Origin of the sequence: Rhizobium esperanzae, from assembly GCF_002204185.1 — a bacterium.
Lineage (GTDB): Bacteria > Pseudomonadota > Alphaproteobacteria > Rhizobiales > Rhizobiaceae > Rhizobium > Rhizobium esperanzae.
This window is the reverse complement of sequence record NZ_MXPU01000003.1, coordinates 179,683-200,625: the sequence shown is the minus strand read 5'-3', so window position 1 is coordinate 200,625 and position 20,943 is coordinate 179,683. Positions and strand designations below refer to the sequence as shown.

Below are 20,943 nucleotides of genomic sequence, written 5' to 3'. Positions count from 1 at the left end.
ACCCGCCCTCCGGACCCCCACAAGGGGAGGGGCTTAACCTGTCGCACTCGCTTTCCACATCTTCGGCGTTTCGGGAGGAGCGAGGCGGCGCGGGGCCTTCGGGTTAGGCCCTCTCCCTTGTGGGGAGGGTGGGCTTGCTCGCGCGACCGTATAAAACAAAAAGGCCCGGACAAACCGGGCCCTTCAACATCACTATGGTGAATATCAAGCCGCCTGATTCAGCTCGTCGGCAATGACGGTATCGAGGTTCAGGAAGCAGACCATGGTTTTCTCAAGCGCGACGATGCCGCGGCAGAAGGCGCGCTGGGCTTCCGGGATGATTTCCGGCGGCGGCTGCAGGTCTTCGCTCTTGATGGTCATCATGTCGGAAACCTGCTCGACCAGCAGACCGACCAGCTTGCCGGCGATGTCGGTGACGATGATCGCCGAGCGCTCGGAAGGCTCGGTCATCTTCATGCCGAGGCGGCAGGCCATGTCGATGACCGGGATCACCGCGCCGCGCAGGTTGATAAGGCCGAGAACGTAGGGCGGGGTATGCGGCATTGGCGTCACCGGCGCCCAACCGCGGATTTCGCGGATGGCCATGATGTCGATGCAGAATTCCTGGTCGCCCAGATGGAATGAAACGATTTCGAGATAGGCGCCCGATTGCTTGATGGCGTTGTTGTTCATGATCAGAATTCTTCCCAATTGTCCCCGGCGGGAGCGGCGATGGTTTTGGCGGCGGAACCGCCGTTGAATGCGCCCGCGACCTTGCCGATCAGGCTGCGTGCGGGAGAAGGTCTCGAATGCGAGGCGGCGGTTGCCTCTCGCGGCGTTTGCCGGGCGCTCATGCCCTCGCCGGTTTTGAACTGCTTGACCAGCTGCGTCAGGTTTTCCGCGTCGATGGCGAGCGTATGGCTTGCGGCATTCGTCTCTTCCACCATGGCCGCGTTTTTCTGCGTGACCTGATCCATCTGGCTGATCGAAGTATTGATTTCGTTCAATCCAACCGATTGTTCGCGCGCAGAGGTTACGATTGATTTAACATGTTCGTCGATGCGCAGAACATCTTCACCGATCTGGCGAAGCGCTTCACCGGCGGCTGTCACCAGTTCGCCGCCGATCTTCACTTCCTCGCCGGATTTTCCGATCAAGGCCTTGATATCCTTGGCCGCACCTGCGGCACGGCCGGCGAGTTCGCGCACTTCCTGGGCAACGACGGCAAAGCCTTTGCCGGCCTCGCCGGCACGCGCGGCCTCGACGCCGGCGTTGAGCGCCAAGAGGTTCGTCTGGAAGGCGATTTCGTCGATGACGTTGATGATCTTGCCGATCTCGCGGGAAGCGCCTTCGATTCGCTGCATTGCGGCCATTGCATCGCCGACGACGATGTCGGACTTGGCGGTATTCTGCCGGGTGTGCGAGACCATGTGGCCGACTTCCTCGGCGCGGCTGGTGGCGTTGCGGACGGTGGCTGTGATCTGATCGAGAGCGGCCGAGGTCTCTTCCAGCGAGGCGGCCTGCTGCTCGGTGCGCTTGGCGAGATCGTCGGCGGCGGCGCGCATCTGCCGGCTGTTTGCCTCGATCGAGCTGCTGTTCACCGCGATGTCGCTCATCGCCTTGCGCAATGTCGCCGTCGTCTGGTTGAAATCGCGGCGCAGGCGTTCCAGTTCCTCGCGGAAAGGCTGGTCGATCGTAACGGTGACATCGCCTTCCGACAGACGGGTAAGGCCGTGGCCAAGGGCGGTGACGGCGGCGTTCAGCGCCTCGGCATCGGCGAGTTTTGCCGCTTCACGCTCCCGATGTTCGGCGTCGCTGCGCTGTCTATCGGTTTGGCTCTTGGTTTCGAGGTCGCGCTTTTCGATGGCGGCAAGACGAAAGCCGTCGGCGGCGCGGGCCATCTCGCCGATCTCATCGCCGCGGTTCTTTTCCGGAACGTCGCTGGTCAGGTCGCCGTTCATAATGCGCTGCATGCTTTCGCGCACGCGGTCGATGCCACGCCGGATCGAACCACCGTGAATATATTGCAGGACAGCCATGGTAAGGATGGCCAAGATGCCCAGGCCGACCTGCAGGATGAGGGCTTCCCGCGATACGGCATTGGCAAGTTCGACATGCTGCTGGGCGAAGACGGTGCCGTCAGCGGCGAGCTTGTCGAGCGTTGCAGTCAGCTCTTCGCCGGCACCGTCGATCGCGTCGTCGATCTTGTCGAACTCGGCATCGGGCGCTCCCTGCTGGACAAGGGCGACGAGATCGACCTGGATTGCCTTGCCCATTGCGGCGACATCGGAGTCGTAACTCTTCAACAAGCCATCGTCACGCATCTCGTCGGCAAGAAGGCGCATTTCCTTCGAACCGCCGGAAAGGGCAGTCAGTGAATCGCCGATCAGCTTGAGGCGCGCAGGCTCGACCACCTTGTCGTCCTTGTCGACGATAATGTCCATGGCGGCCAGGACCATCGTCAGATTCGCAACCCGCATGGCATCGATGTGGTTGACGCTCGCCTGAATGTCGCCGGCACGGTGCAGGGCGGCGTCGACACGCATGTTTTCGTACCAGCCGACGCCGAGCATCGTTCCGAAACCAAGGAAGGCTGCGCCACCGAGCGTCCAGAGCCTCTGGCTGACCGACAGGCTCCTGCGCACTGATGAATTCGTCATTGAAAAAGACCCCTCCACAAACCGCTCGGGTTTATGTTTTCCTACCCTCATGCGGACGTCCGGGGTTTTCGCCACTCGGCAGACTTCATGTCAGGACGGCTCGATCGGGCCGCACGCATTGCCAAATAATAGATACGACGGCTTAAGTCTTTCCTAATGATATTCATCATGCGATCGTATGATCGGGGTTGAAGGCAAGCCATTGAACCCGCGAGGAGTTTTTGATGGATGCCAATTCCGGTCGGCTGATCTGGCGCGATCGGCAATTGCCGTTCATAAGACAATTAATCACGGGTCAAAAAACACATTCTTGAATTGCGCGCCTTCGGCCGAGACTATAATCACGGCGGTAGAAGCGGGCGGCACATCCGCCTGGATCGAGGATCACGCAAATGAAGACATTCCGCATCGCCGTCTGGGTCGGTGTTCTGATACTTGCCGGAGTTCTCGGCGCGTTGAGGTGGTATCCCATGAAGTCCCAAGATGTCGTGGCGGAACCGCCGTTCGGCGTGCCTTTCACGCTGGTTTCCCAGCGCGGCCAGCCGATCACCGAGCAGGCGCTGCGCGGCAAGCCGACGGCGCTGTTCTTCGGATTTACCCATTGCCCGGAAGTCTGCCCGACGACTCTTTTCGAGCTGAACGGCTGGTTGGAGAAGGTCGATCCGAATGGTGACAAACTGCAGGCCTATTTTGTGACCGTCGATCCGGAGCGCGATACGCCCCAGATCATGAACGAGTACGTCTCCAACGTTTCCAAACGCATTACCGGCATTTCGGGCCCGCCGGACAAGATTGCCGAGGTCATCAAGGGGTTCCGCGTCTATGCCAAAAAGGTGCCGGTCGACGAGAAGAATCCAAACGGCGACTATACGATGGATCATACTGCCTCGGTCTTCCTGCTCGATTCGGCAGGGCGGTTTTCCGGAACGATCGCCTATGGCGAAAATCCGGACACGGCGGTAAAGAAGCTGGAGAATCTCGTCAATAAGGGGTGATGGCTTCAGCGTGATGGAGCGTTGGCTCGACCGATGGCGGGCAACGGAAACGGGAAAGACCGCCTATCGTGAGTGAAATCCGCCTTTACGTGTCGACCACCGAAAGCCAGGCCGAAGCGATCCTCGAGCTCCTGACTCAAGTCTTCGGCGAAGAAGACTTTGCCATCGGCACCACCGAAATCGATGAAAAGAAGGATGTCTGGGAAGCCTCCGTCTATATGATAACCGAGGACGAGTCAGATGTGCGCTCTCGCATCGAGGCGGCGCTGAAGGTCGCTTTTCCCGATGCTCAGTTGTTGCGAGAAGTCATCCCGGATGTCGATTGGGTAGCGAAATCGCTCGAAGGGTTGAAGCCGGTCAGGGCAGGGCGCTTCCTGGTGCATGGCTCGCATGACCGCGAGAAGGTCCTCTCCGGCGACATCGCCATCGAGATCGATGCCGGCCAAGCCTTCGGCACCGGCCATCACGGCACAACGGCCGGTTGCCTGGAGATGATCGATGCGGTGGTGCGTTCGCGCCCGGTCTCCAACGCACTCGACCTCGGCACCGGCAGCGGCGTTCTGGCGATTGCGGTGCGCAAGCTCAAAAACATCCCAGTGCTTGCTACCGATATCGATCCGATCGCGACGCGGGTCGCGGCCGAGAACGTACGACGCAACGGCATCGCGTCTGGCATCGTTACGAAGACCGCGCCGGGCTTTCATTCGACGGCCTTTTCGGAGCATGGCCCCTTCGATCTCATCATCGCCAACATCCTCGCCCGGCCGTTGATCCGGATGGCGCCAAAGCTCGCCACACATCTGGCGCCCGGCGGATCGGTGATCCTCTCGGGCATTCTGGCCGCACAGCGCTGGAAGGTGATCGCCGCCTATAGCGGCGCCAGGCTTCGCCATGTCAGGACGATCTGGCGGAATGGCTGGGTCACCATCCATTTCGACCGGCCTTGAGTTTTCGCTACGAAGCTCAAACTCTCCCTGAATCGTGTACCGTTGCTAAGGCTCGCCCTCTCCTCCACCTCCCTCATTCCCTTCCTCGGGCTTTGCCCGACGGATGTCACAGGAATCCAGCCACCGCGCGTCTGCGCGGTGAATAGCGCTATGTGCGATTGAAGAGAGTCTCTTGCGCCCAAGGACTTGGGCGCACTGGATTCCTGTGACGAGCACAGGAGGGAGAGGGAGGTTTGCGCGCGCCATGGGAGACAAGCTGTTTTTGGCACCGTCTAAAATTAAAAGCTCACTTCAGACAAAAGAAAAAGGCGGTGCCAGTGGCACCGCCTTGGACCGGTCTATCCGGTCAATGCCCGCGAGCTCAAAGGAGGAGGAGCGCTCAAGCGGGCTCTACTGCATTCCAATAGGCCGGTCCGGGAGGGAGGAGACGGACCGGCTTTCAGGCTTAGAACGCGTAGCTGGGGGCGCCTTGGTGGCGCGTGACGCGCTGGCCGGCGCCGAGCAGCTTGAGGCTGTCCTCGTTCTGCGGGCGGCGGGCGCCGATTACGTGACGCACGGTCTGGCGTTCGCCAGCCTGCACCGGGCTGCTGTATGCGAAGCGCGAGAGAGAGGCGGTCATTTCAAAAAATCCTTTGGTTGCTGGTTCATGCGAACCGTTCGATGGCGCCTATATAGCTATTCTGAAATGCGGAGGCAGAGGGTTTTCCTCATGGGAGCTATGCGGCTAATGCATAAAGCGTGCCAAATTAACTTTTGCCGTCACAGTTCTGTCAAAATGCTGAGCGGCCCCAAGGGTTTCGACTCGTTTCGTCGCTTTTTCTCCCCATCGATTGAAATTTCGCTAACATGGCCGTTATCCCATTTAACCGGATTCGTCTCAACCATTCGGGTTTTCAGCATGTTCCAGTCTTTCGACGTCACCTCCACGCCGCATTTTGGCAGGGATCGGGTATCGGCACTCCGCGCCACTTTCGATTCGCTCGGCATCGACGCCTTCCTCGTGCCGCGCGCCGACGAATTCAACGGCGAATATGTCCCCGCATGCTCGGAGCGTCTTGCCTGGTTGACGGGCTTCACGGGTTCGGCGGGCGTCGCCCTCGTCCTGCGCTCGCAGGCGATCGTCTTCGTCGACGGGCGCTATGTCACCCAGCTTGCCGAACAGGTCGACGGCACGGTATTTTCAGGCGGTGATCTCGTCAACGAGCCGCCGCACGTCTGGCTTGCCGCAAACGGCGCCAAAGGTCTCAAGCTCGGCATCGATCCCTGGCTGCATTCCGGCGCTGAGATTCGCCGTCTGGAAAAGGCGCTTGCGGAGATCGGCGGGACGCTGATCTTCCTGCCGCACAATCCGCTCGACAGGCTCTGGAGCGATCGGCCGGTCGAGCCGCTGGGGCCCGTCACCATCCAGAATGTCGCCCAGGCCGGTGTCTTGGCCAGCGATAAGATTGCCATGATTGCCGAAGGTCTGTCGAAGAAGAACCTGGCGGCGGTGCTGATTGCCGATCCCTCTTCGGTCGCCTGGGCCTTCAACATACGCGGCGCCGACGTGCCGCATACGCCGCATCCCTTGGCGCGCGCCATCATTCATGCCGATGGTCGGGCAGAGCTCTTCCTTGACAAGCGCAAGACCGGCATCGAAGCGGAGGCCTATCTTGGCCAAATCTGCACTCAGCTGCCGCCTTCGGCGCTGGAAGAACGGCTGGCGGCGGTTTCCAGGGATGGCGGCCGCGTGCTGGTCGATCCCGATATCGCTTCCTATGCGCTCGCAGACATTATTCGCAAGGCGGGGGGAGAGGCAGTCGAAGGTCTCGACCCCGCCAAGTTGCCGCGGGCGGTGAAGAACGATGTCGAGATCAACGGCTCGGCCGCCGCGCATCTGCAGGATGGGGCGGCGATGGTGGAATTCCTTTACTGGCTGTCGCAGGAGAAACCCGGCACGGTGAGCGAGATCGCCGCCGCCGAGCGGCTCGAAGCGGCGCGCGCCCGCGTCGGCCAAAGCATGCAGAATCCGCTGAAGGACATTTCTTTCGATACTATATCAGGCGCCGGCGAGCATGCGGCGATCATGCATTACCGGGTGACGACCGAGACCAACCGGATGATCGAGGCCGGCGAACTCTTCCTGATCGATTCCGGCGCGCAATATCTCAACGGCACGACCGACATCACCCGCACGGTGGGGATCGGCGCGGTTTCGGAGGAGCATCGCCGCTTCTTCACGCTGGTGCTGAAGGGCATGATACAAATCAGCACGGCGCGCTTCCCCAAGGGCACGCGCGGCTGTGACCTCGATCCGTTGGCGCGCATCGCATTGTGGCGGGCAGGGGCCGATTTCGCCCATGGCACGGGCCATGGCGTCGGCTCTTATCTCTCGGTACATGAGGGGCCGCAGCGCATCTCCAGGCTTTCGACGCAGGAGCTGCTGCCCGGCATGATCCTTTCGAATGAGCCGGGCTATTACCGGCCGGGCAGCTTCGGCATCCGCATCGAAAACCTGATCTACGTGCGCGGCGCCGAGGAGATCGAAGGCGGCGACATGCCCATGCTCGGCTTCGAGACGCTGACCTTCTGCCCGATCGACCGCAGCCTCGTCATTCCCGAGCTTCTGACCCATGATGAGCTGCACTGGTTCAACGACTATCACCGCCGCACATGCGAGGCGCTGATGCCGCTCATCCACGATCACGACGTCAGGGCGTGGCTCGAAAACGCGACGCTGCCCTTGGAATATTAGACTAGTGGTGGCGCCTAACGCCGGCGTCAAACGCCGGCGCCATGGCGCCAGATCATTACGACTATCCAGGCGGCGACCAGCATCCATGTATGGGTGAAACGCAGGCCGATGAAGAGGGCGACGGCGAGCGCCAGTTTCGATTCCCAGCCGCCGATGAAGAAGGCAGGCGCGACCAGCGTCGTCAGCACGGCGGCCGGCACGGCATTCAGCGCCGCTTCCATGCGCGGCGGAATGCTCTTCATGCGGGTGATGAGGATATAGCCGCCGATGCGGGTGGCGAAAGTGGCGACCGCTGCGGCGAGGATGACGAGCGCCATGTGGAGATCGAATTCCATCGCTCAGACCTCGTGCACTTCGGATTGAAGGGCGTCAGCTTGGAGATCCGGCACCTCGCGCGGCAGCGGCAGCAGGGCAGCCAGCACGATGCCGGCGGCCGCACCCAGGCTGACATGCCATGGCGAGCCGACATAACGGTAGGCGAGCACTGATGCCACCGCGCTGACGAGCGCCACGGGCAGGAAATTATCTCGCTTGCGGAAGCCGAGGACGATGCCGAGGAAATAGGCCGGCAGCAGGATATCGAGTCCGATCGCCTTAGGATCGCCGATGAAGCCGCCGAGCATTCCGCCGGCGACACTGATCAGCACCCAGGGAATGTAGATGATGATGCCGAAGCCGAAATACCAGGCGAAGGTCAGCGGTTTGCCGGCCTCGCTGCGCTTCACCGCTTCGGCAAATTGCGGATCGACGAGCAGGAAGAAGGTGAAGAATTTCTGGACCCGCGTGAAATGGCCGATGTAGCGCGCCAAGGCCGCCGAATAGAGCACGTGGCGGAAATTGACGGCGAGAATCGACAACACGATCAGCCAGGCGTGGACATTGTGGCCGAAGAGTTCGATGCCGACCATCTGGCTGGCGCCCGCATAGACTGTGGCGCTCATGAAGGCGACCTCGGAGAGTGACATGCCGTTTTCGACCGCGAGCGCCCCGAACAAAGCGCCAAAGGGCGCCGATGCCAGCGCAACGGCGGAGCCGCCCCGCAAACCTTCAACAAAGTCGGCGCGATTCATGTGGGTGATCCTGTTGGAAATTCAGGTTTCACTTATGGGCTAAGACCTGTCACGGCAATTGAATTTCGTTGATTGACCAATCGATTTCGCTGAAGCATCAAAGGCCTGATTGCATCCGACGGAGAGAACCTCATGAAGAAGATCGAGTTTTCGAAGGAAGAAAAGGCTGAAATCGTTTCGCGCGTCCGCGCCTATTTCGACCGGGAACTTGAGCCCATCGGCGCCTTGCCGGCCGAATTCCTGCTCGATTTCTTCACCGAGGAGATCGGGCCTTACATCTATAATCGCGGTCTGAGAGATGCTCAGGCAGCCTTGTTGAAGAGAATGGAAGACGTGGCCGAGGACATCCATCTTCTCGAGAGGGAGGAAAAATCCTAGTGCCTGGAGATCAAATCGGAGCGTTCATTTAACGCCAAATTATGTCCCGGCCGATATGGTCGTCACGCTTTCATTCACCGGGTTGCGTGTCATTTGGCCTCGATCGTCTCCATTGTTGATGAATCCCGTTCGGCGAAGCTTGGCAGGGCGCTGATCTTCTTCGTCTGGCTTGCACTAGCGTCCGCGCTTGGCTGGTCCGAAACCGTCTGGCGTGACGAAGTTCGCGCATTGTCGCTGGCCCTTCAGGGAGACAATTTCGCCGATATGCTTCGCCAGATGCAAGGCGAAGGCCATCCTGCCATCTGGTATATCCTTCTGCGCGCCGCCCATGCGTTGGTAGGCTCACCCGTCGTTTTGAAGGTCGTGGCGCTGACGATTGCGGCGGCTGCGGCCTGTCTTCTCGTCTTCAGGCTGAAGCTGCCTCTTTCCATCATGCTGCTGTCGCTGTTCGGCAGTTTTTCGGTTTTCGAATACGCCGCGATGTCGCGAAACTACGGCATCAGCATGCTGATGGTCTTTGTGATCGTCCTGACGTGGCAGAAGGGAGTGCGCAATGGCATATGGAGCGGCCTGCTGTTTGCCTTGCTGGCAAACACCAATGTGCATTCGGTGGTCCTTGTCGGCGGCTTCCTGGCTTATTGGTTTTTTGATTTGGTTCTGGCGCGGCCAAGGTCTCCTTTACGGGAGTATCGCGGCTTTGCGACAGCCGCAGTCTTGGCCGCGGTTGGAGTTGTTCTGTGTTTCCTCACGGTCTATCCGACCTTCAATGATACAGGGCAGAACGACCTCAGCGGCGAGAATTTCGCTTTGCTCGCCCTTCGTGCTCTTGCGCTGGCCAGTTCGCATTTTCTGTCGTTCTATCCCGACAGTATTCTCGGATTGATGGTGGCCGATCCGTCGGCTTTCCGCATCTTCGCAGCTTTGATGTCGGTGCTGATCTACGGCAGCCTGTTAGGGTTGGCGAACCGACCGGCGGCCATGATCGCAGCGGCGCTGGTGCTGTTAGGGCTCTCGTTGCTGTTTACGCTCGTTTATCCGGGCGGATATAGACACCAGGCGCTCTGGCTGGTCTTCATGATCGCGATGACCGCCTTGACTAGACACATCCAGGGTGACGGGGCGGGCGTTTCCGGCGCGGCGGCTGCCGGCCGCATCGTAAAGTTTGGCCGCCTGTGCTTCACGATATTGCTGGCGCTGCAGGTCATGTCCGCTGCCGTAAAGGTCAATCGGACCTTCGTGGCCGAAATACCTTTCAGCCGGAGCAAGGATGTCGGTGCGTTCATGCAATCACGCCCCGATCTCAAGGATGCGATCATCATGGCGGATCCCGATTATCTCGTGGAAGCGCTGCCTTACTACGTTTCCAACCGTACCTATCTTCTGCGGGAGGACCGGTTCGGCGCCATCGTGCGATATACCCGCAACGCACGGCTTTCGCTCAGCCTTGCCGACATCCTCCAATCGGCACGCCGATTGCGGGAGAGTGAGAAGGTGCCCGTCGTCATTCTTCTTTCGCAGCGGCTCGATCAGATTACCGCTCCGGTCTCCTTGCGTGAAAGCTATGTTTGGCGGCTGTCTCTGACGCCTGAGGATATTTCGGCTTTCCAAAGCGCGACAGAGCTCATCAAACGCTTCGGCCCGGCTGCCGGAAGCGATGAGACCTACGACGCTTATGTCTTGAAATAAGAAGCCAGACAGCAGCCTGGCATCAGCTCTTTCACTCGCCCACACTTCTCAGCCCTCGCGCTTCATTCGCGCGCGGCGTGCGAGCTCGGCGTGCGAGGGCTCGGCAATCGCGAAGCTCCCGGGCTTGACCTCGCCGGCACGCTTGTAGACGCTCATGATGACGCCGGTCGTTGATACCGAGTTGGCGATGAGCTGCAGCGCTTCCGGCTTGGCGCCATCGCCGAACAGGCGCTTGCCGGGCCCGAGGATCACGGGGAAGGTCAGGAGCCGGAGTTCATCAATCAGGTCATGCGCCAGCAGGGTTTGCACGAGGCCGCTGCTGCCCTGCGTCAGGAGGTCGGGGCCGTCCTCCCGTTTCAACCCGGCAATTTCGGCGGCGACATCGCCGCGCAGCGCAATGGTATTTTCCCAGGTGAACGGCTCTTTCGAGGTGGTCGCGACATATTTGGTCGCGGCGCTGAAGGCTTTGCCGATGGGATCGTCTTCGCCGACATAGGGCCAATGGGCGGCGAAGATCTCGTAAGTCTTGCGGCCAAGCAGCAGCGCGAAGGGATCGGTGAAGATCCCATCCATGAACTGGCCCATCGTCTCGTCCCAGTAGTTGGCGGTCCAGCCGCCAAGGGTGAAGCCGCCGGTCGGGTCCTCCTCAGGCGCACCGGGCGCCTGCATTACGCCATCCAGGCTCACAAAGGCTGCGGTCACAAGCTTTCTCATCTCTCGGCTTCCATGGTTGGCGTGTTCAGAGCCAAGGACGGGTGGGCGTGAGCCGTTCCGACATCCCCGCATTATCTTTAGCGTGAGTTAGCCGGCCAGAGCCTTGGCGCTGTCGATAATCGCGATGCCATGCGCCTGCATCTCGTCGATGGCGGCGGCAACGCCTTCGGGAGTGATGCCGCGGCTGGCGTCCTCGATGAAGCGCACCCGTATGCCCGGCATCATTTCCAGCGCATCGAGCGCGGAGAACTTGACGCAGTAATCGGTGGCGAGGCCGCAGACATCGAGATCGGTGACGCCCTGGTCTTCGAGGAAGTCGGAAAGGCCGGTCGAGGCATCCCGGTCATTATCGCGAAAGGCCGAATAGCTGTCGATCTTGGGATTCTCGCCCTTCTGCTGGATCAGGTCGATCTCTTCGGATTTGAGCGCGGGATGCAGTTCGGCATCGAGCGTGCCCTGGACGCAGTGGTCCGGCCACATCATCTGCGGCTTGCCAGAGAGTTCGCCCATCTCGAAGGGGGCGGCGCCCGGGTGGGCGGAGGCGAAGCTGCCGTGGCCGGGCGGATGCCAGTCCTGGGAGGCGACGATCAGATCGTATTTGCCGCTGTCGATCAGCCTGTTTGCGACGGGAACGACCTTGTCGCCGTCCGGCACCGGCAGGTTTCCTCCCGGACAGAAGCCGTTCTGGATATCGACGAGCAGCAGCGCTTTCATCAAGGCCAATCCCTTCGCGTTATGGCAATGCAAATGCCAAGTGCACCGAATGCATCAACTAGTGAATTCCCGGGAGCCCGCATGCAAGCGTTAATTCTGTCACTGTTGGTAGCAGTCGGCGGAAAAGAATTCGCTAATTCAACCAATGCGATAGCTGCCGGTTGCGTCCAGCAAAGAGGCCGGCCTTGCCGGCCGCCCCGATTTCTGCCTTTCTTGCCCGAGCAGCAAGCCGAGACGGAGACCATGTCCGAACCCCAGACAGATGAAAAGATCGATGCAACCTTCCGCAACGGATCGTTAACGGCAACCGGAATCATCCTTGGTTTCTCGCTCAACTTCATCAGTCTGTGGGTTTCCAACCCGAATGACTGGAGCCGCGTCGATCTGCTGCCGATGTCATTCCTGACCGTCGGCATCGCCATTCAGGTGAAGGTGTTTGCCGACCTCTTGGCGCGAGATTCGCTGCTCGCCGTCAAATACGACCGGGCGCGCCGGCTGTTCCTGATCGGATTGTCGATCGTCGCCATCGGAATGGGGATCGCCCTGCTGAACGACATCCTCGGGCTCAGCAGTATGCGGATGTTTGGGTGACTGTTCGCGTGGTTTCGTCGCGCGGTCAGACGCGCTCGACGAACCCGTCCAGCACCCGCTTCTGTCCGGCGCGATCGAAATCGATCGTCAGCTTGTTGCCTTCAATGCCGGTGATGTTGCCGTTGCCGAACTTCATGTGGAATACGCGGTCGCCGAGGGTGAAGCGCGACGGCTCCGAGGACGTTGACTTCGCCACCAGTTCGCCGTCGATCATGCGTCCCTTCGGGCCGCTTTCGCCATAGCCGATGCGTTCGACGGCGTGGCCGGAGCGGGTACCCCAGTTGTCGCGGGTGGCGTCGGTCTTGTTGGCCTGGGCACGTTTCCAGCCGGGCGTGGAATAGGAGTTGGCAAAGGGTTCGGCCTTGTCGAAGCGTGACTGGCCGTAGCCGCCGCGGCCGTAACCGCCGTAGCTCTGCTCCATTTCGGCGACCTCGACATGGCTCTCCGGCAGTTCGTCCAGGAAACGCGAGGGCAGGGTCGATTGCCAGAGACCGTGAATGCGGCGGTTGGAGACGAACCAGATGTGGCAGCGGCGTTTGGCGCGGGTGATGCCGACATAGGCGAGGCGGCGTTCCTCCTCCAGGCCGGCGCGGCCGCTTTCATCGAGCGAGCGCTGATGCGGGAACAGGCCCTCCTCCCAGCCGGGGAGGAAGACGGTGTCGAATTCCAGGCCCTTGGCAGAATGCAGCGTCATGATCGAAACGGCGTCAAGGTTCTCGTTGGTCTCGGCATCCATCACAAGGGAGACGTGTTCGAGAAAGCCGCGCATCGACTCGAAGCTTTCCATCGAGCGGATCAGTTCCTTGAGGTTTTCGAGACGGCCCGGGGCTTCAGCGCTCTTGTCGTTCTTCCACATGTCGGTATAGCCGGACTCTTCGAGGATCTGCTCGGCAAGTTCGGTATGCGGTGTGTTTTCAAGCAGTTCCTGCCACCGGCGGAAAAATTGAACCACGTCGAAGAGGGCTTTGCGAGCCTTCGGCTTCAACTCGTCCGTTTCGATGATGTCGGCGGCCGCTGCCAGCATGGGGATGTCGCGGGCGCGGGCATAGTCATGCAGCGCACGCACCGTGGTATCGCCGAGGCCGCGCTTCGGCGTGTTGATGATGCGTTCGAAGGCAAGGTCGTCGGCCGGTTGTGCGACGAGCCGAAAATAGGCCAAGGCATCGCGGATTTCGAGGCGCTCATAGAAGCGCGGGCCACCGATGACGCGGTAGTTAAGGCCAAGGGTGACGAAGCGATCTTCGAATTCGCGCATCTGGAAGGAGGCGCGCACGAGGATCGCCATATCGTTCAGCAGATGCTTGCTGCGCTGGAGTTGCTCGATCTCCTCGCCGATGGCGCGGGCTTCCTCCTCGGAGTCCCAGGACGCGTGAACCTGCACCTTGACGTCGTCGGGATCGGCGCGGTCGGTGAATAGCGTCTTGCCCAGGCGGCCTTCATTGTGGGCGATCAGGTGGGCGGCCGCGCCGAGGATATGTTCGGTCGAACGGTAGTTGCGCTCCAGCTTGATGACTTTGGCGCCGGGGAAATCCTTCTCGAAGCGCAGGATATTGTCGACCTCCGCGCCGCGCCAGCCATAGATCGACTGGTCGTCGTCACCGACGCAGCAGACATTCTGCGGCTCGCCCTTGGCGCGCTGGGCCAGCAGCCTCAGCCACATATATTGGGCGGTGTTGGTATCCTGATATTCGTCGACGAGGATATAACGGAAGCGGCCGTGATATTCCTTCAGGAGATCCGGGTTCTTGCGGAAGATCGCGATCGGATGCATCAGCAGGTCGCCGAAATCGCACGCGTTCAGCGTCGTCAGGCGCGCCTGATAGGCGAAATAGAGTTCACGGCCGCGGCCATTGGCAAAGGCGCGGGCATCGCCCTCGGGGATATCGGCGGGGCCGAGGCCCTTGTTCTTCCAGGTGTCGATCATGCCGGCGAATTGCTTGGCCGGCCAGCGCTTGTCGTCGAGGCCTTCGGCCTGGATCAGCTGCTTGATCAGGCGCACGACGTCGTCGGTGTCGAGAATGGTGAAACCGGAGCTCAGGCCGACGAGCTCGCCATGGCGGCGCAGGAGCTTGACGCCGATCGAGTGGAAGGTGCCGAGCCAGGGCATGCCTTCGACGGCGCCGCCGACGAGCAGCGCGATGCGCTCCTTCATCTCGCGCGCGGCCTTGTTGGTAAAGGTGACGGCGAGGATCTGCGACGGGAAGGCGCGGCCGGTATTGAGGATATGGGCGATGCGGGTCGTCAGCACGCGCGTCTTTCCGGTGCCGGCGCCGGCGAGCACGAGGACGGGGCCTTCCAGCGTTTCGACGGCTTCGGTCTGTTCCGGGTTCAATCCGGCGAGATAATCCGGCCGCTTGCCGCCGTCACGGGCCGCCATGGCTCGGGCGGCGATGCCGCCGCCGGCGGCTGGCCTTCCGGCAGTTGCGACAGACGGCTGCGGCTTGCGCGCCACTTCGCCCGGCTCTTCGTCGAAGAAGGGAATATCGTCGAAACTATTGCTCATGGCGCGTAATGTAGTGATTCGGGAAGGAAAGACCAGAAAAGATGTTCTGCTTTCATTCTGGAATCACCGCTATTGCAGGGGTGTGGGCGGCGAGGCCGCCGCGGGTGGGCGGCGAAAAAATTCCGATTGCGGCCTGTCGGAACGGGCGGCGACCAGACGTCCTCGAAGCATCGGACAGAAGTCCGGGATACTCGCCAACTAAGGAAGCTGTCCATGCCCAAGGTCATTTCAAATCTCTGGTTCGCGGAGCAGGCACGCGAAGCCGTCGAATTCTACGTGTCGATCATTCCGGATTCCAGGATCGGCCGCACCACCATACTTCCAGCGGAAACACCGAGCGGCCCTCCCGGCAGCGTCGAGCTGATCGAGTTCACGCTTGGCGACCAGGCCTTCCTGGCGATGAAGGCCGGTCCGCTCGACAGCTTTAACCATTCCTTTTCGATAGCGATCCTTCTGGAAAGCCAGGCGGAGATCGATCGGATATGGGACGCGTTCCTCGCCAATGGCGGCACGCCGGAGGCCTGCGGCTGGCTGAAGGACCGCTGGGGTCTTTCCTGGCAGATCGTCCCGCGCGCGCTCTCCGAGATGATCGCCGACGAAGATCGCGAGCGGGCAAGGCGCGTCACCGAAGTCATGCTCGGCATGGTCAAGATCGATGTGGCTGCGCTGGAGAAGGCATTCAACGGCTAAAAGTGCCGGGAAGCATATGATAGGAACATACGGGCGCGTGGTGACATCCGCCCGGCCCCATGCTGTGGGAGCGCGCTGGGTGTCTGCTGTCAGAGCCGGCTTGCTCTCACCGGCGGGCCGATTGTCGATTTTCCACGGCTCGAATCACGGGCGCCATTGCACACCTTTTTGACATTCATGTCACGTCGCTAAATGTGCTGATATGCCAATGACCCTTTTCTCAACTACAATGGGAAACAGTTTCGCGGAGTAAAAAAATTACCGGTGCATGCACAATTTTGTGCATTGCTACAAACGGCCGGTCAGCGTCGAATATACCTACGAAACTATTGATTCTTAGGAACGCCGTGGCCATCTCGATGGTTATACGGCTTAGAGCCTGCGGCATAACCTTAATGGAGGTCCCATGCTGAGTGAATCCGTATTCGATGCGTTCACACGCAGTTATGAAGCGCGCCGCGAAAGCGACATGTCGGTTTCGGAATATCTCGATCTCTGCAAAACCGAACCGATCGCCTATGCGAACGCGACCGAGCGCCTGCTGGCTGCAATAGGCGAGCCGCAGATGGTGGACACTGCCAAGGATGCGCGCCTCGGCAGAATCTTCATGAACAGGACTATCCGGGTTTATCCTGCCTTTGCGGGTTTTCACGGCATGGAAGAGACAATCGAACGCATCGTCTCCTTCTTTCGGCATGCGGCGCAGGGGCTCGAGGAGCGCAAGCAGATTCTTTATCTGCTCGGTCCGGTCGGCGGCGGTAAGTCGTCGCTGGCGGAGCGGCTGAAGCAGTTGATGGAGGTTCATCCGATCTACGTGCTGAAGGCCGGTGACGAGGTCAGCCCCGTGTTCGAAAGCCCGCTCAACCTCTTCGACCCGGAGACGATGGGTTCGCTCCTGCAGGAGCAGTATGGAATCCCGCTGCGGCGTCTGAACGGATTGATGAGCCCGTGGTGCTTGAAGCGGCTCGACGATTTTGGGGGCGATATTTCCCGATTCCGCGTCGTCAGAATACAACCTTCGCGATTGCGCCAGATCGCGATTGCCAAGACCGAGCCTGGCGATGAGAACAACCAGGACATCTCCTCGCTGGTCGGTAAGGTCGATATCCGCAAGCTGGAAACCTACTCCCAGAACGATCCCGATGCCTACAGCTATTCGGGTGGGCTGAACCGCGCCAATCAGGGCATCCTTGAATTCGTCGAAATGTTCAAGGCCCCGATCAAGATGCTGCATCCGCTGCTGACGGCAACGCAGGAGGGCAACTATATCGGCTCCGAGAATATCGGCGCCATACCTTTCTCCGGCATCGTCCTTGCGCATTCGAACGAGGCGGAGTGGCAGACCTTCAAGGCCAACAAGAACAATGAGGCCTTCATCGACCGTATCTGCGTGATCAAAGTTCCCTATTGCCTGAGGGTGACAGAGGAACAGAAGATCTACGAAAAGCTGATCGAGGGATCGGAACTGGTGGATGCACCGTGCGCCCCGGCAACGCTCGAAATGCTGGCGCGTTTCTCCGTCCTTTCGCGCCTGCGCAAGCACGAGAATTCGACCTTCTTCTCGAAGATGCGCACCTATGACGGGGAGAGCCTGAAAGAAAGCGACCCGCGCGCCCGCAGTGTCCAGGAATACCGGGATGCTGCCGGCATCGACGAAGGCATGGACGGAATATCGACCCGCTTCGCCTTCAAAGTGCTCGCCTCCACCTTCAATCACGACACTACGGATATCGGCGCCGATCCCGTCCATCTGATGTATGTGCTGGAACAGGCGATCCGTCGCGAGCAGTTTTCCGACGACGTCGAGAAGCGCTATCTGGAATTCATCAAGGCCGATCTTGCGCCACGCTACGCAGAGTTCATTGGCAACGAGATTCAGAAGGCCTATCTTGAATCCTATTCGGACTACGGACAGAATCTGTTCGACCGCTATGTAGATTATGCCGACGCCTGGATCGAAGATGTGGACTTCAAGGATCCCGATACCGGTCAGCTTCTCGACCGCGAGCTCCTCAACCAGGAGCTGACGAAGATCGAAAAGCCGGCGGGAATTGCCAATCCGAAGGATTTCCGCAACGAAATCGTCAAGTTCTCGCTGAGATCGCGGGCGGCCAATGGCGGAAAAAATCCGTCATGGACGAGCTACGAGAAAATCCGGGAAGTCATCGAGAAGCGTATGTTCTCGCAGGTCGAAGATCTCTTGCCGGTCATTTCCTTCGGATCGAAGAAGGATTCGGAAACAGAAAAGAAGCATAGCGAATTCGTCTCGCGCATGGCCGCGCGAGGTTACACGGAACGGCAGGTTCGGCGCCTCGTCGAATGGTACATGCGCGTCAAACAGGCAAGTTAATGCGGAGCCATTATGCACATTGTCGACCGGCGGCTAAATCCGCGCGGTAAAAGTCTGGAAAATCGTCAGCGGTTCCTTCGACGCATGAAGGGAGCCGTGCAGCAGGCGGTGAAACGTTCGCTGCAGAATCGAAACATTCGAGACGTGCTCGACGGTGGGGAGATCAGCCTGCCGATCGATGGAATGGCCGAACCAAGCTTTCGACGGGGCGAAGGCGGCATCGCCGACCATATCCTGCCCGGGAACCGGGCCTTCGTCGAAGGCGACATCATTCCGCGGCCGCCGGGTGGGAAGGGTGGAAAACCAAAAGATGCAGGCGAAGGCGACGGTGAGGACGGCTTTCGCTTCGTGCTGACGCGGGAGGAATTCCTCGATGTGTTCCTCGATGACCTTGAATTGCCAGACCTTGCCAAGCGGCGTCTAGCCGAAACGGAGGAGGAAACTCCGTTTCGGGCCGGTTATTCCGTATCGGGATCCCCTGCCAACATTGCCGTCGGTCGCACCACGAAGCTGGCGATGATGCGCCGCGTTGCGCTTGGCCGCCCACGCCGCGAAGAGATCGAAGCCCTGCAGCGGCAGATCGAGGAATGTGAGGATGAAGAGGCCCGTCTGGCGCTTGAGGCAAAACTCAAATCCCTGACGGAAAAAAGCCGGCGCATTCCCTATATCGATCCGCTCGACGTGCGCTATCGCCGCTTCGAAAACGAGCCGAAGCCTGTCGCCAAAGCGGTGATGTTCTGCCTGATGGACGTCTCGGGCTCCATGTCGGAGCACATGAAGGACCTTGCGAAGCGGTTCTACCTGCTGCTCTACCTTTTCCTGTCGAAACGCTACAAGAAAGTGGAAATCGTCTTCATCCGCCATACCGACAGGGCAGAAGAGGTCGACGAGGAAACCTTCTTCTACGGTCCGGCGACGGGCGGCACGCTGGTGTCGAGCGCGCTTGCCGCGATGCGGGCGATCATCGCGGCGCGTTTCGACCCGGCGGAGTGGAATATCTATGGCGCCCAGGCCTCGGACGGCGACAATGCCCATTCGGACGGAAATCTGACCGGGCAACTGCTGCGCGAGATTTTGCCGCTGTGCCAGTATTTCGCCTATATCGAGGTCGGCGAGGAAGGCGGCGATTCTTCAGTATCGCGATCGCCCCTCTGGATGCTCTATGACGGGATCCGTTCCGAACCGCTGCCGCTTTCGATGCGCAAGGTATGCCGGCGAAGCGAAATATTCCCTGTTTTCCACGATCTCTTCCAGAAACGTGACGCACAGCCGAAGGTGACGCCATGACCATGACGGTGAGGCCAAGAGAGCGGCTCTTGTTCGAGGGAGCCGACTGGGACTTTGCAACGCTGCAGCGCGTCCATGATGCGTGCGAGGAGATCGCGCTCGGCGAACTCGGCCTCGATGTCTATCCGAACCAGATCGAAGTCATCACCTCGGAGCAGATGCTGGATGCCTATTCCTCAACCGGCATGCCGCTCTTTTACCGCCATTGGTCCTTCGGAAAACATTTTGCGCATCATGAAACCTTCTACCGCCGCGGGATGCGCGACCTTGCCTACGAGATCGTCATCAACAGCTCTCCCTGCATCTCCTATCTGATGGAGGAAAACACGGCGACGATGCAGACGCTCGTCATCGCCCATGCGGCCTTTGGCCACAATCACTTCTTCAAGAATAACTATCTCTTCAAGCTCTGGACCGATGCCGAGGGAATTCTCGATTACCTTGATTTCGCCAAGGGTTATATCACCCGCTGCGAAGAGCGTTACGGCGAGACGGCCGTCGAAAGAACGCTTGATGCGGCGCATGCGCTGATGTCGCATGGGGTGCATCGATATGCCGGCAAGACCACAATCGACCTTCGCCAGGAGGAGAAGCGGGAACAGGAGCGTCGCGCCCACGAGGAGCAGATGTTCAACGACCTGTGGCGCACGGTTCCCGTTGGCAAGGCGAAGAAGGCGGGTGACATCGGTTTGGAAAAGCGCCGGGCCGCGCTCGGTCTCCCGCAGGATAACATCCTATATTTTCTCGAGAAATCCGCGCCGCGGCTACAGCCGTGGCAGCGCGAGATCCTTCGCATCGTCCGCCATGTCGCGCAATATTTCCATCCCCAGCGTCAGACCAAGGTGATGAACGAGGGAACCGCCACCTTCGTCCATTATCAGATCATGAACCGGCTTCACGAGCGGGGGCAGATCAGCGACGGGAACTTCCTCGAATTCCTGAAGTCGCACGCCAATGTCGTCTTCCAGCCAAACTACGACGATCGGCGGTTCTCGGGTTTCAATCCCTATGCGCTTGGTTTTGCGATGATGCAGGACATCGAGAGGATCGTCACGAAGCCGACGGAAGAGGACCGGGCATGGTTTCCCGATATTGCGGGACGAGGCGACGCCATGGGGGTTCTGCGCGACGTTTGGGCAAATTACCGGGACGAGAGTTTCATCAGCCAGTTCCTGAGCCCGAACCTGATCCGGCGGTTGCGGCTGTTCCATCTCTACGACGACCCGGAACAGACCGAAGGTGTGCTGGTTTCGGCAATTCACAATGAGCGAGGCTATCTGCGCATTCGCCGGCAGCTCTCCCGCGAATACGATATCGGCTGGACCGATCCGGCCATCGATATCGTCGATGTCGATCTCGCCGGCGACCGCCGCCTGTTGCTGCAGCATATCGTCATGAACGGCTGCTATCTGCAGGAAGGTGACACGAAGCTCGTCCTGCAACATCTGGCCGACCTCTGGGGCTACGACGTGTTGCTTCAGGAAATCGACGGCTCGAGCACCGTGGTGAAGGAACATACGGCGAGCCCGCGCAGGATTGTTCAATGATCGGTTTTTTTCAGCGCGCGGGCTTAAGCGCGTCGTAAGCCTCTATCCTTTTGCCCGCATCCGGTGGCGATCGGCAATTATTGATGGCAACAAATACA

18 protein-coding genes are annotated in these 20,943 nt (G+C 60.0%); 10 read left to right on the top strand and 8 right to left on the bottom strand.

What is annotated here, in order from left to right; translation table 11 throughout:
- Nucleotides 1-204 precede the first annotated feature (204 nt).
- A complete protein-coding gene (locus B5E41_RS05340) occupies nucleotides 205-672 on the bottom strand; it encodes a chemotaxis protein CheW (RefSeq protein ID WP_004668786.1) in 468 nt (155 codons plus the stop codon).
- A 2-nt stretch (nucleotides 673-674) separates the two neighbouring features.
- A complete protein-coding gene (locus B5E41_RS05335; RefSeq protein ID WP_088391665.1) occupies nucleotides 675-2,639 on the bottom strand; it encodes a methyl-accepting chemotaxis protein in 1,965 nt (654 codons plus the stop codon).
- 392 nt (nucleotides 2,640-3,031) lie between these two features.
- On the opposite strand from B5E41_RS05335, the gene B5E41_RS05330 reads away from it, so the two are divergent.
- On the top strand, nucleotides 3,032-3,634 hold the full coding sequence (locus tag B5E41_RS05330; RefSeq protein WP_088391663.1) for an SCO family protein: 603 nt from the start codon (nucleotides 3,032-3,034) through the stop codon (nucleotides 3,632-3,634).
- Between the two features lie 68 nt (nucleotides 3,635-3,702).
- Nucleotides 3,703-4,581, top strand: a complete 879-nt coding sequence (locus B5E41_RS05325) for a 50S ribosomal protein L11 methyltransferase (RefSeq protein ID WP_088391661.1) — start codon at nucleotides 3,703-3,705, stop codon at nucleotides 4,579-4,581.
- Nucleotides 4,582-5,026: 445 nt separating this feature from the next.
- Here B5E41_RS05325 and B5E41_RS31610 read toward each other — a convergent pair whose 3' ends face one another.
- Nucleotides 5,027-5,200 carry a hypothetical protein gene (locus tag B5E41_RS31610; RefSeq protein ID WP_004668779.1) on the bottom strand — a complete coding sequence of 58 codons (174 nt, stop codon included), beginning with the start codon at nucleotides 5,198-5,200 and terminating at the stop codon, nucleotides 5,027-5,029.
- A gap of 279 nt (nucleotides 5,201-5,479) precedes the next feature.
- Here B5E41_RS31610 and B5E41_RS05315 point away from each other — a divergent pair, with 279 nt between their 5' ends.
- Complete coding sequence (locus B5E41_RS05315) at nucleotides 5,480-7,315, top strand: aminopeptidase P family protein (RefSeq protein WP_088391657.1); 1,836 nt, start codon at nucleotides 5,480-5,482, stop codon at nucleotides 7,313-7,315.
- Nucleotides 7,316-7,341: 26 nt separating this feature from the next.
- On the opposite strand, the gene B5E41_RS05310 is transcribed toward B5E41_RS05315, so the two are convergent.
- On the bottom strand, nucleotides 7,342-7,650 hold the full coding sequence (locus B5E41_RS05310) for an AzlD family protein (RefSeq protein ID WP_088391655.1): 309 nt from the start codon (nucleotides 7,648-7,650) through the stop codon (nucleotides 7,342-7,344).
- A 3-nt stretch (nucleotides 7,651-7,653) separates the two neighbouring features.
- Nucleotides 7,654-8,385 (bottom strand): AzlC family ABC transporter permease, encoded by a 732-nt coding sequence (locus B5E41_RS05305; RefSeq protein ID WP_088391653.1) that lies wholly within the window; start codon nucleotides 8,383-8,385, stop codon nucleotides 7,654-7,656.
- A gap of 132 nt (nucleotides 8,386-8,517) precedes the next feature.
- Here B5E41_RS05305 and B5E41_RS05300 point away from each other — a divergent pair, with 132 nt between their 5' ends.
- Together B5E41_RS05300 and B5E41_RS05295 are read left to right on the top strand one after the other, a co-directional pair.
- Nucleotides 8,518-8,763 carry a DUF2164 domain-containing protein gene (locus B5E41_RS05300; protein ID WP_088391651.1) on the top strand — a complete coding sequence of 82 codons (246 nt, stop codon included), beginning with the start codon at nucleotides 8,518-8,520 and terminating at the stop codon, nucleotides 8,761-8,763.
- A 93-nt stretch (nucleotides 8,764-8,856) separates the two neighbouring features.
- Nucleotides 8,857-10,449, top strand: a complete 1,593-nt coding sequence (locus B5E41_RS05295; RefSeq protein ID WP_088391649.1) for a hypothetical protein — start codon at nucleotides 8,857-8,859, stop codon at nucleotides 10,447-10,449.
- Nucleotides 10,450-10,497: 48 nt separating this feature from the next.
- Here the strand turns inward: B5E41_RS05295 and B5E41_RS05290 are convergent, their stop codons facing one another.
- Together B5E41_RS05290 and pncA are read right to left on the bottom strand one after the other, a co-directional pair.
- Nucleotides 10,498-11,163: a dihydrofolate reductase family protein gene (locus B5E41_RS05290; RefSeq protein ID WP_088391647.1), complete on the bottom strand. Its 666-nt coding sequence runs from the start codon at nucleotides 11,161-11,163 to the stop codon at nucleotides 10,498-10,500.
- Between the two features lie 87 nt (nucleotides 11,164-11,250).
- The gene (gene pncA / locus B5E41_RS05285; protein ID WP_088392007.1) at nucleotides 11,251-11,877 is read right to left on the bottom strand and encodes a bifunctional nicotinamidase/pyrazinamidase; all 627 of its coding nucleotides are present in this window, start codon (nucleotides 11,875-11,877) and stop codon (nucleotides 11,251-11,253) included.
- A gap of 243 nt (nucleotides 11,878-12,120) precedes the next feature.
- Here pncA and B5E41_RS05280 point away from each other — a divergent pair, with 243 nt between their 5' ends.
- Nucleotides 12,121-12,468: a hypothetical protein gene (locus tag B5E41_RS05280; protein WP_088391645.1), complete on the top strand. Its 348-nt coding sequence runs from the start codon at nucleotides 12,121-12,123 to the stop codon at nucleotides 12,466-12,468.
- 25 nt (nucleotides 12,469-12,493) lie between these two features.
- On the opposite strand, the gene B5E41_RS05275 is transcribed toward B5E41_RS05280, so the two are convergent.
- On the bottom strand, nucleotides 12,494-14,971 hold the full coding sequence (locus B5E41_RS05275; RefSeq protein ID WP_088391643.1) for an ATP-dependent helicase: 2,478 nt from the start codon (nucleotides 14,969-14,971) through the stop codon (nucleotides 12,494-12,496).
- Between the two features lie 213 nt (nucleotides 14,972-15,184).
- Here B5E41_RS05275 and B5E41_RS05270 point away from each other — a divergent pair, with 213 nt between their 5' ends.
- From B5E41_RS05270 to B5E41_RS05255, 4 genes are all read left to right on the top strand, one after another.
- Nucleotides 15,185-15,661 carry a VOC family protein gene (locus B5E41_RS05270; RefSeq protein ID WP_088391641.1) on the top strand — a complete coding sequence of 159 codons (477 nt, stop codon included), beginning with the start codon at nucleotides 15,185-15,187 and terminating at the stop codon, nucleotides 15,659-15,661.
- Between the two features lie 406 nt (nucleotides 15,662-16,067).
- The gene (locus B5E41_RS05265) at nucleotides 16,068-18,011 is read left to right on the top strand and encodes a PrkA family serine protein kinase (RefSeq protein ID WP_088391639.1); all 1,944 of its coding nucleotides are present in this window, start codon (nucleotides 16,068-16,070) and stop codon (nucleotides 18,009-18,011) included.
- Between the two features lie 12 nt (nucleotides 18,012-18,023).
- On the top strand, nucleotides 18,024-19,298 hold the full coding sequence (locus tag B5E41_RS05260; protein WP_064803758.1) for a YeaH/YhbH family protein: 1,275 nt from the start codon (nucleotides 18,024-18,026) through the stop codon (nucleotides 19,296-19,298).
- A complete protein-coding gene (locus tag B5E41_RS05255; RefSeq protein ID WP_088391637.1) occupies nucleotides 19,295-20,845 on the top strand; it encodes a SpoVR family protein in 1,551 nt (516 codons plus the stop codon). Before B5E41_RS05260 ends, B5E41_RS05255 begins: the two co-directional genes overlap by 4 nt.
- Nucleotides 20,846-20,943: the final 98 nt, after the last annotated feature.

Excerpts from the sequence above, each read along its gene's own strand:
- pncA (WP_088392007.1), bottom strand. The coding sequence starts at position 11,877 with ATGAAAGCGCTGCTGCTCGTCGATATCCAGAACGGCTTCTGTCCGGGA.
- B5E41_RS05265 (WP_088391639.1), top strand. The coding sequence starts at position 16,068 with ATGCTGAGTGAATCCGTATTCGATGCGTTCACACGCAGTTATGAAGCG.
- B5E41_RS05270 (WP_088391641.1), top strand. The coding sequence starts at position 15,185 with ATGCCCAAGGTCATTTCAAATCTCTGGTTCGCGGAGCAGGCACGCGAA.
- B5E41_RS31610 (WP_004668779.1), bottom strand. The coding sequence starts at position 5,200 with ATGACCGCCTCTCTCTCGCGCTTCGCATACAGCAGCCCGGTGCAGGCT.
- B5E41_RS05300 (WP_088391651.1), top strand. The coding sequence starts at position 8,518 with ATGAAGAAGATCGAGTTTTCGAAGGAAGAAAAGGCTGAAATCGTTTCG.
- B5E41_RS05330 (WP_088391663.1), top strand. The coding sequence starts at position 3,032 with ATGAAGACATTCCGCATCGCCGTCTGGGTCGGTGTTCTGATACTTGCC.
- B5E41_RS05280 (WP_088391645.1), top strand. The coding sequence starts at position 12,121 with ATGTCCGAACCCCAGACAGATGAAAAGATCGATGCAACCTTCCGCAAC.
- B5E41_RS05335 (WP_088391665.1), bottom strand. The coding sequence starts at position 2,639 with ATGACGAATTCATCAGTGCGCAGGAGCCTGTCGGTCAGCCAGAGGCTC.
- B5E41_RS05260 (WP_064803758.1), top strand. The coding sequence starts at position 18,024 with ATGCACATTGTCGACCGGCGGCTAAATCCGCGCGGTAAAAGTCTGGAA.
- B5E41_RS05315 (WP_088391657.1), top strand. The coding sequence starts at position 5,480 with ATGTTCCAGTCTTTCGACGTCACCTCCACGCCGCATTTTGGCAGGGAT.
- B5E41_RS05255 (WP_088391637.1), top strand. The coding sequence starts at position 19,295 with ATGACCATGACGGTGAGGCCAAGAGAGCGGCTCTTGTTCGAGGGAGCC.
- B5E41_RS05340 (WP_004668786.1), bottom strand. The coding sequence starts at position 672 with ATGAACAACAACGCCATCAAGCAATCGGGCGCCTATCTCGAAATCGTT.
- B5E41_RS05305 (WP_088391653.1), bottom strand. The coding sequence starts at position 8,385 with ATGAATCGCGCCGACTTTGTTGAAGGTTTGCGGGGCGGCTCCGCCGTT.
- B5E41_RS05275 (WP_088391643.1), bottom strand. The coding sequence starts at position 14,971 with ATGAGCAATAGTTTCGACGATATTCCCTTCTTCGACGAAGAGCCGGGC.
- B5E41_RS05290 (WP_088391647.1), bottom strand. The coding sequence starts at position 11,163 with ATGAGAAAGCTTGTGACCGCAGCCTTTGTGAGCCTGGATGGCGTAATG.
- B5E41_RS05310 (WP_088391655.1), bottom strand. The coding sequence starts at position 7,650 with ATGGAATTCGATCTCCACATGGCGCTCGTCATCCTCGCCGCAGCGGTC.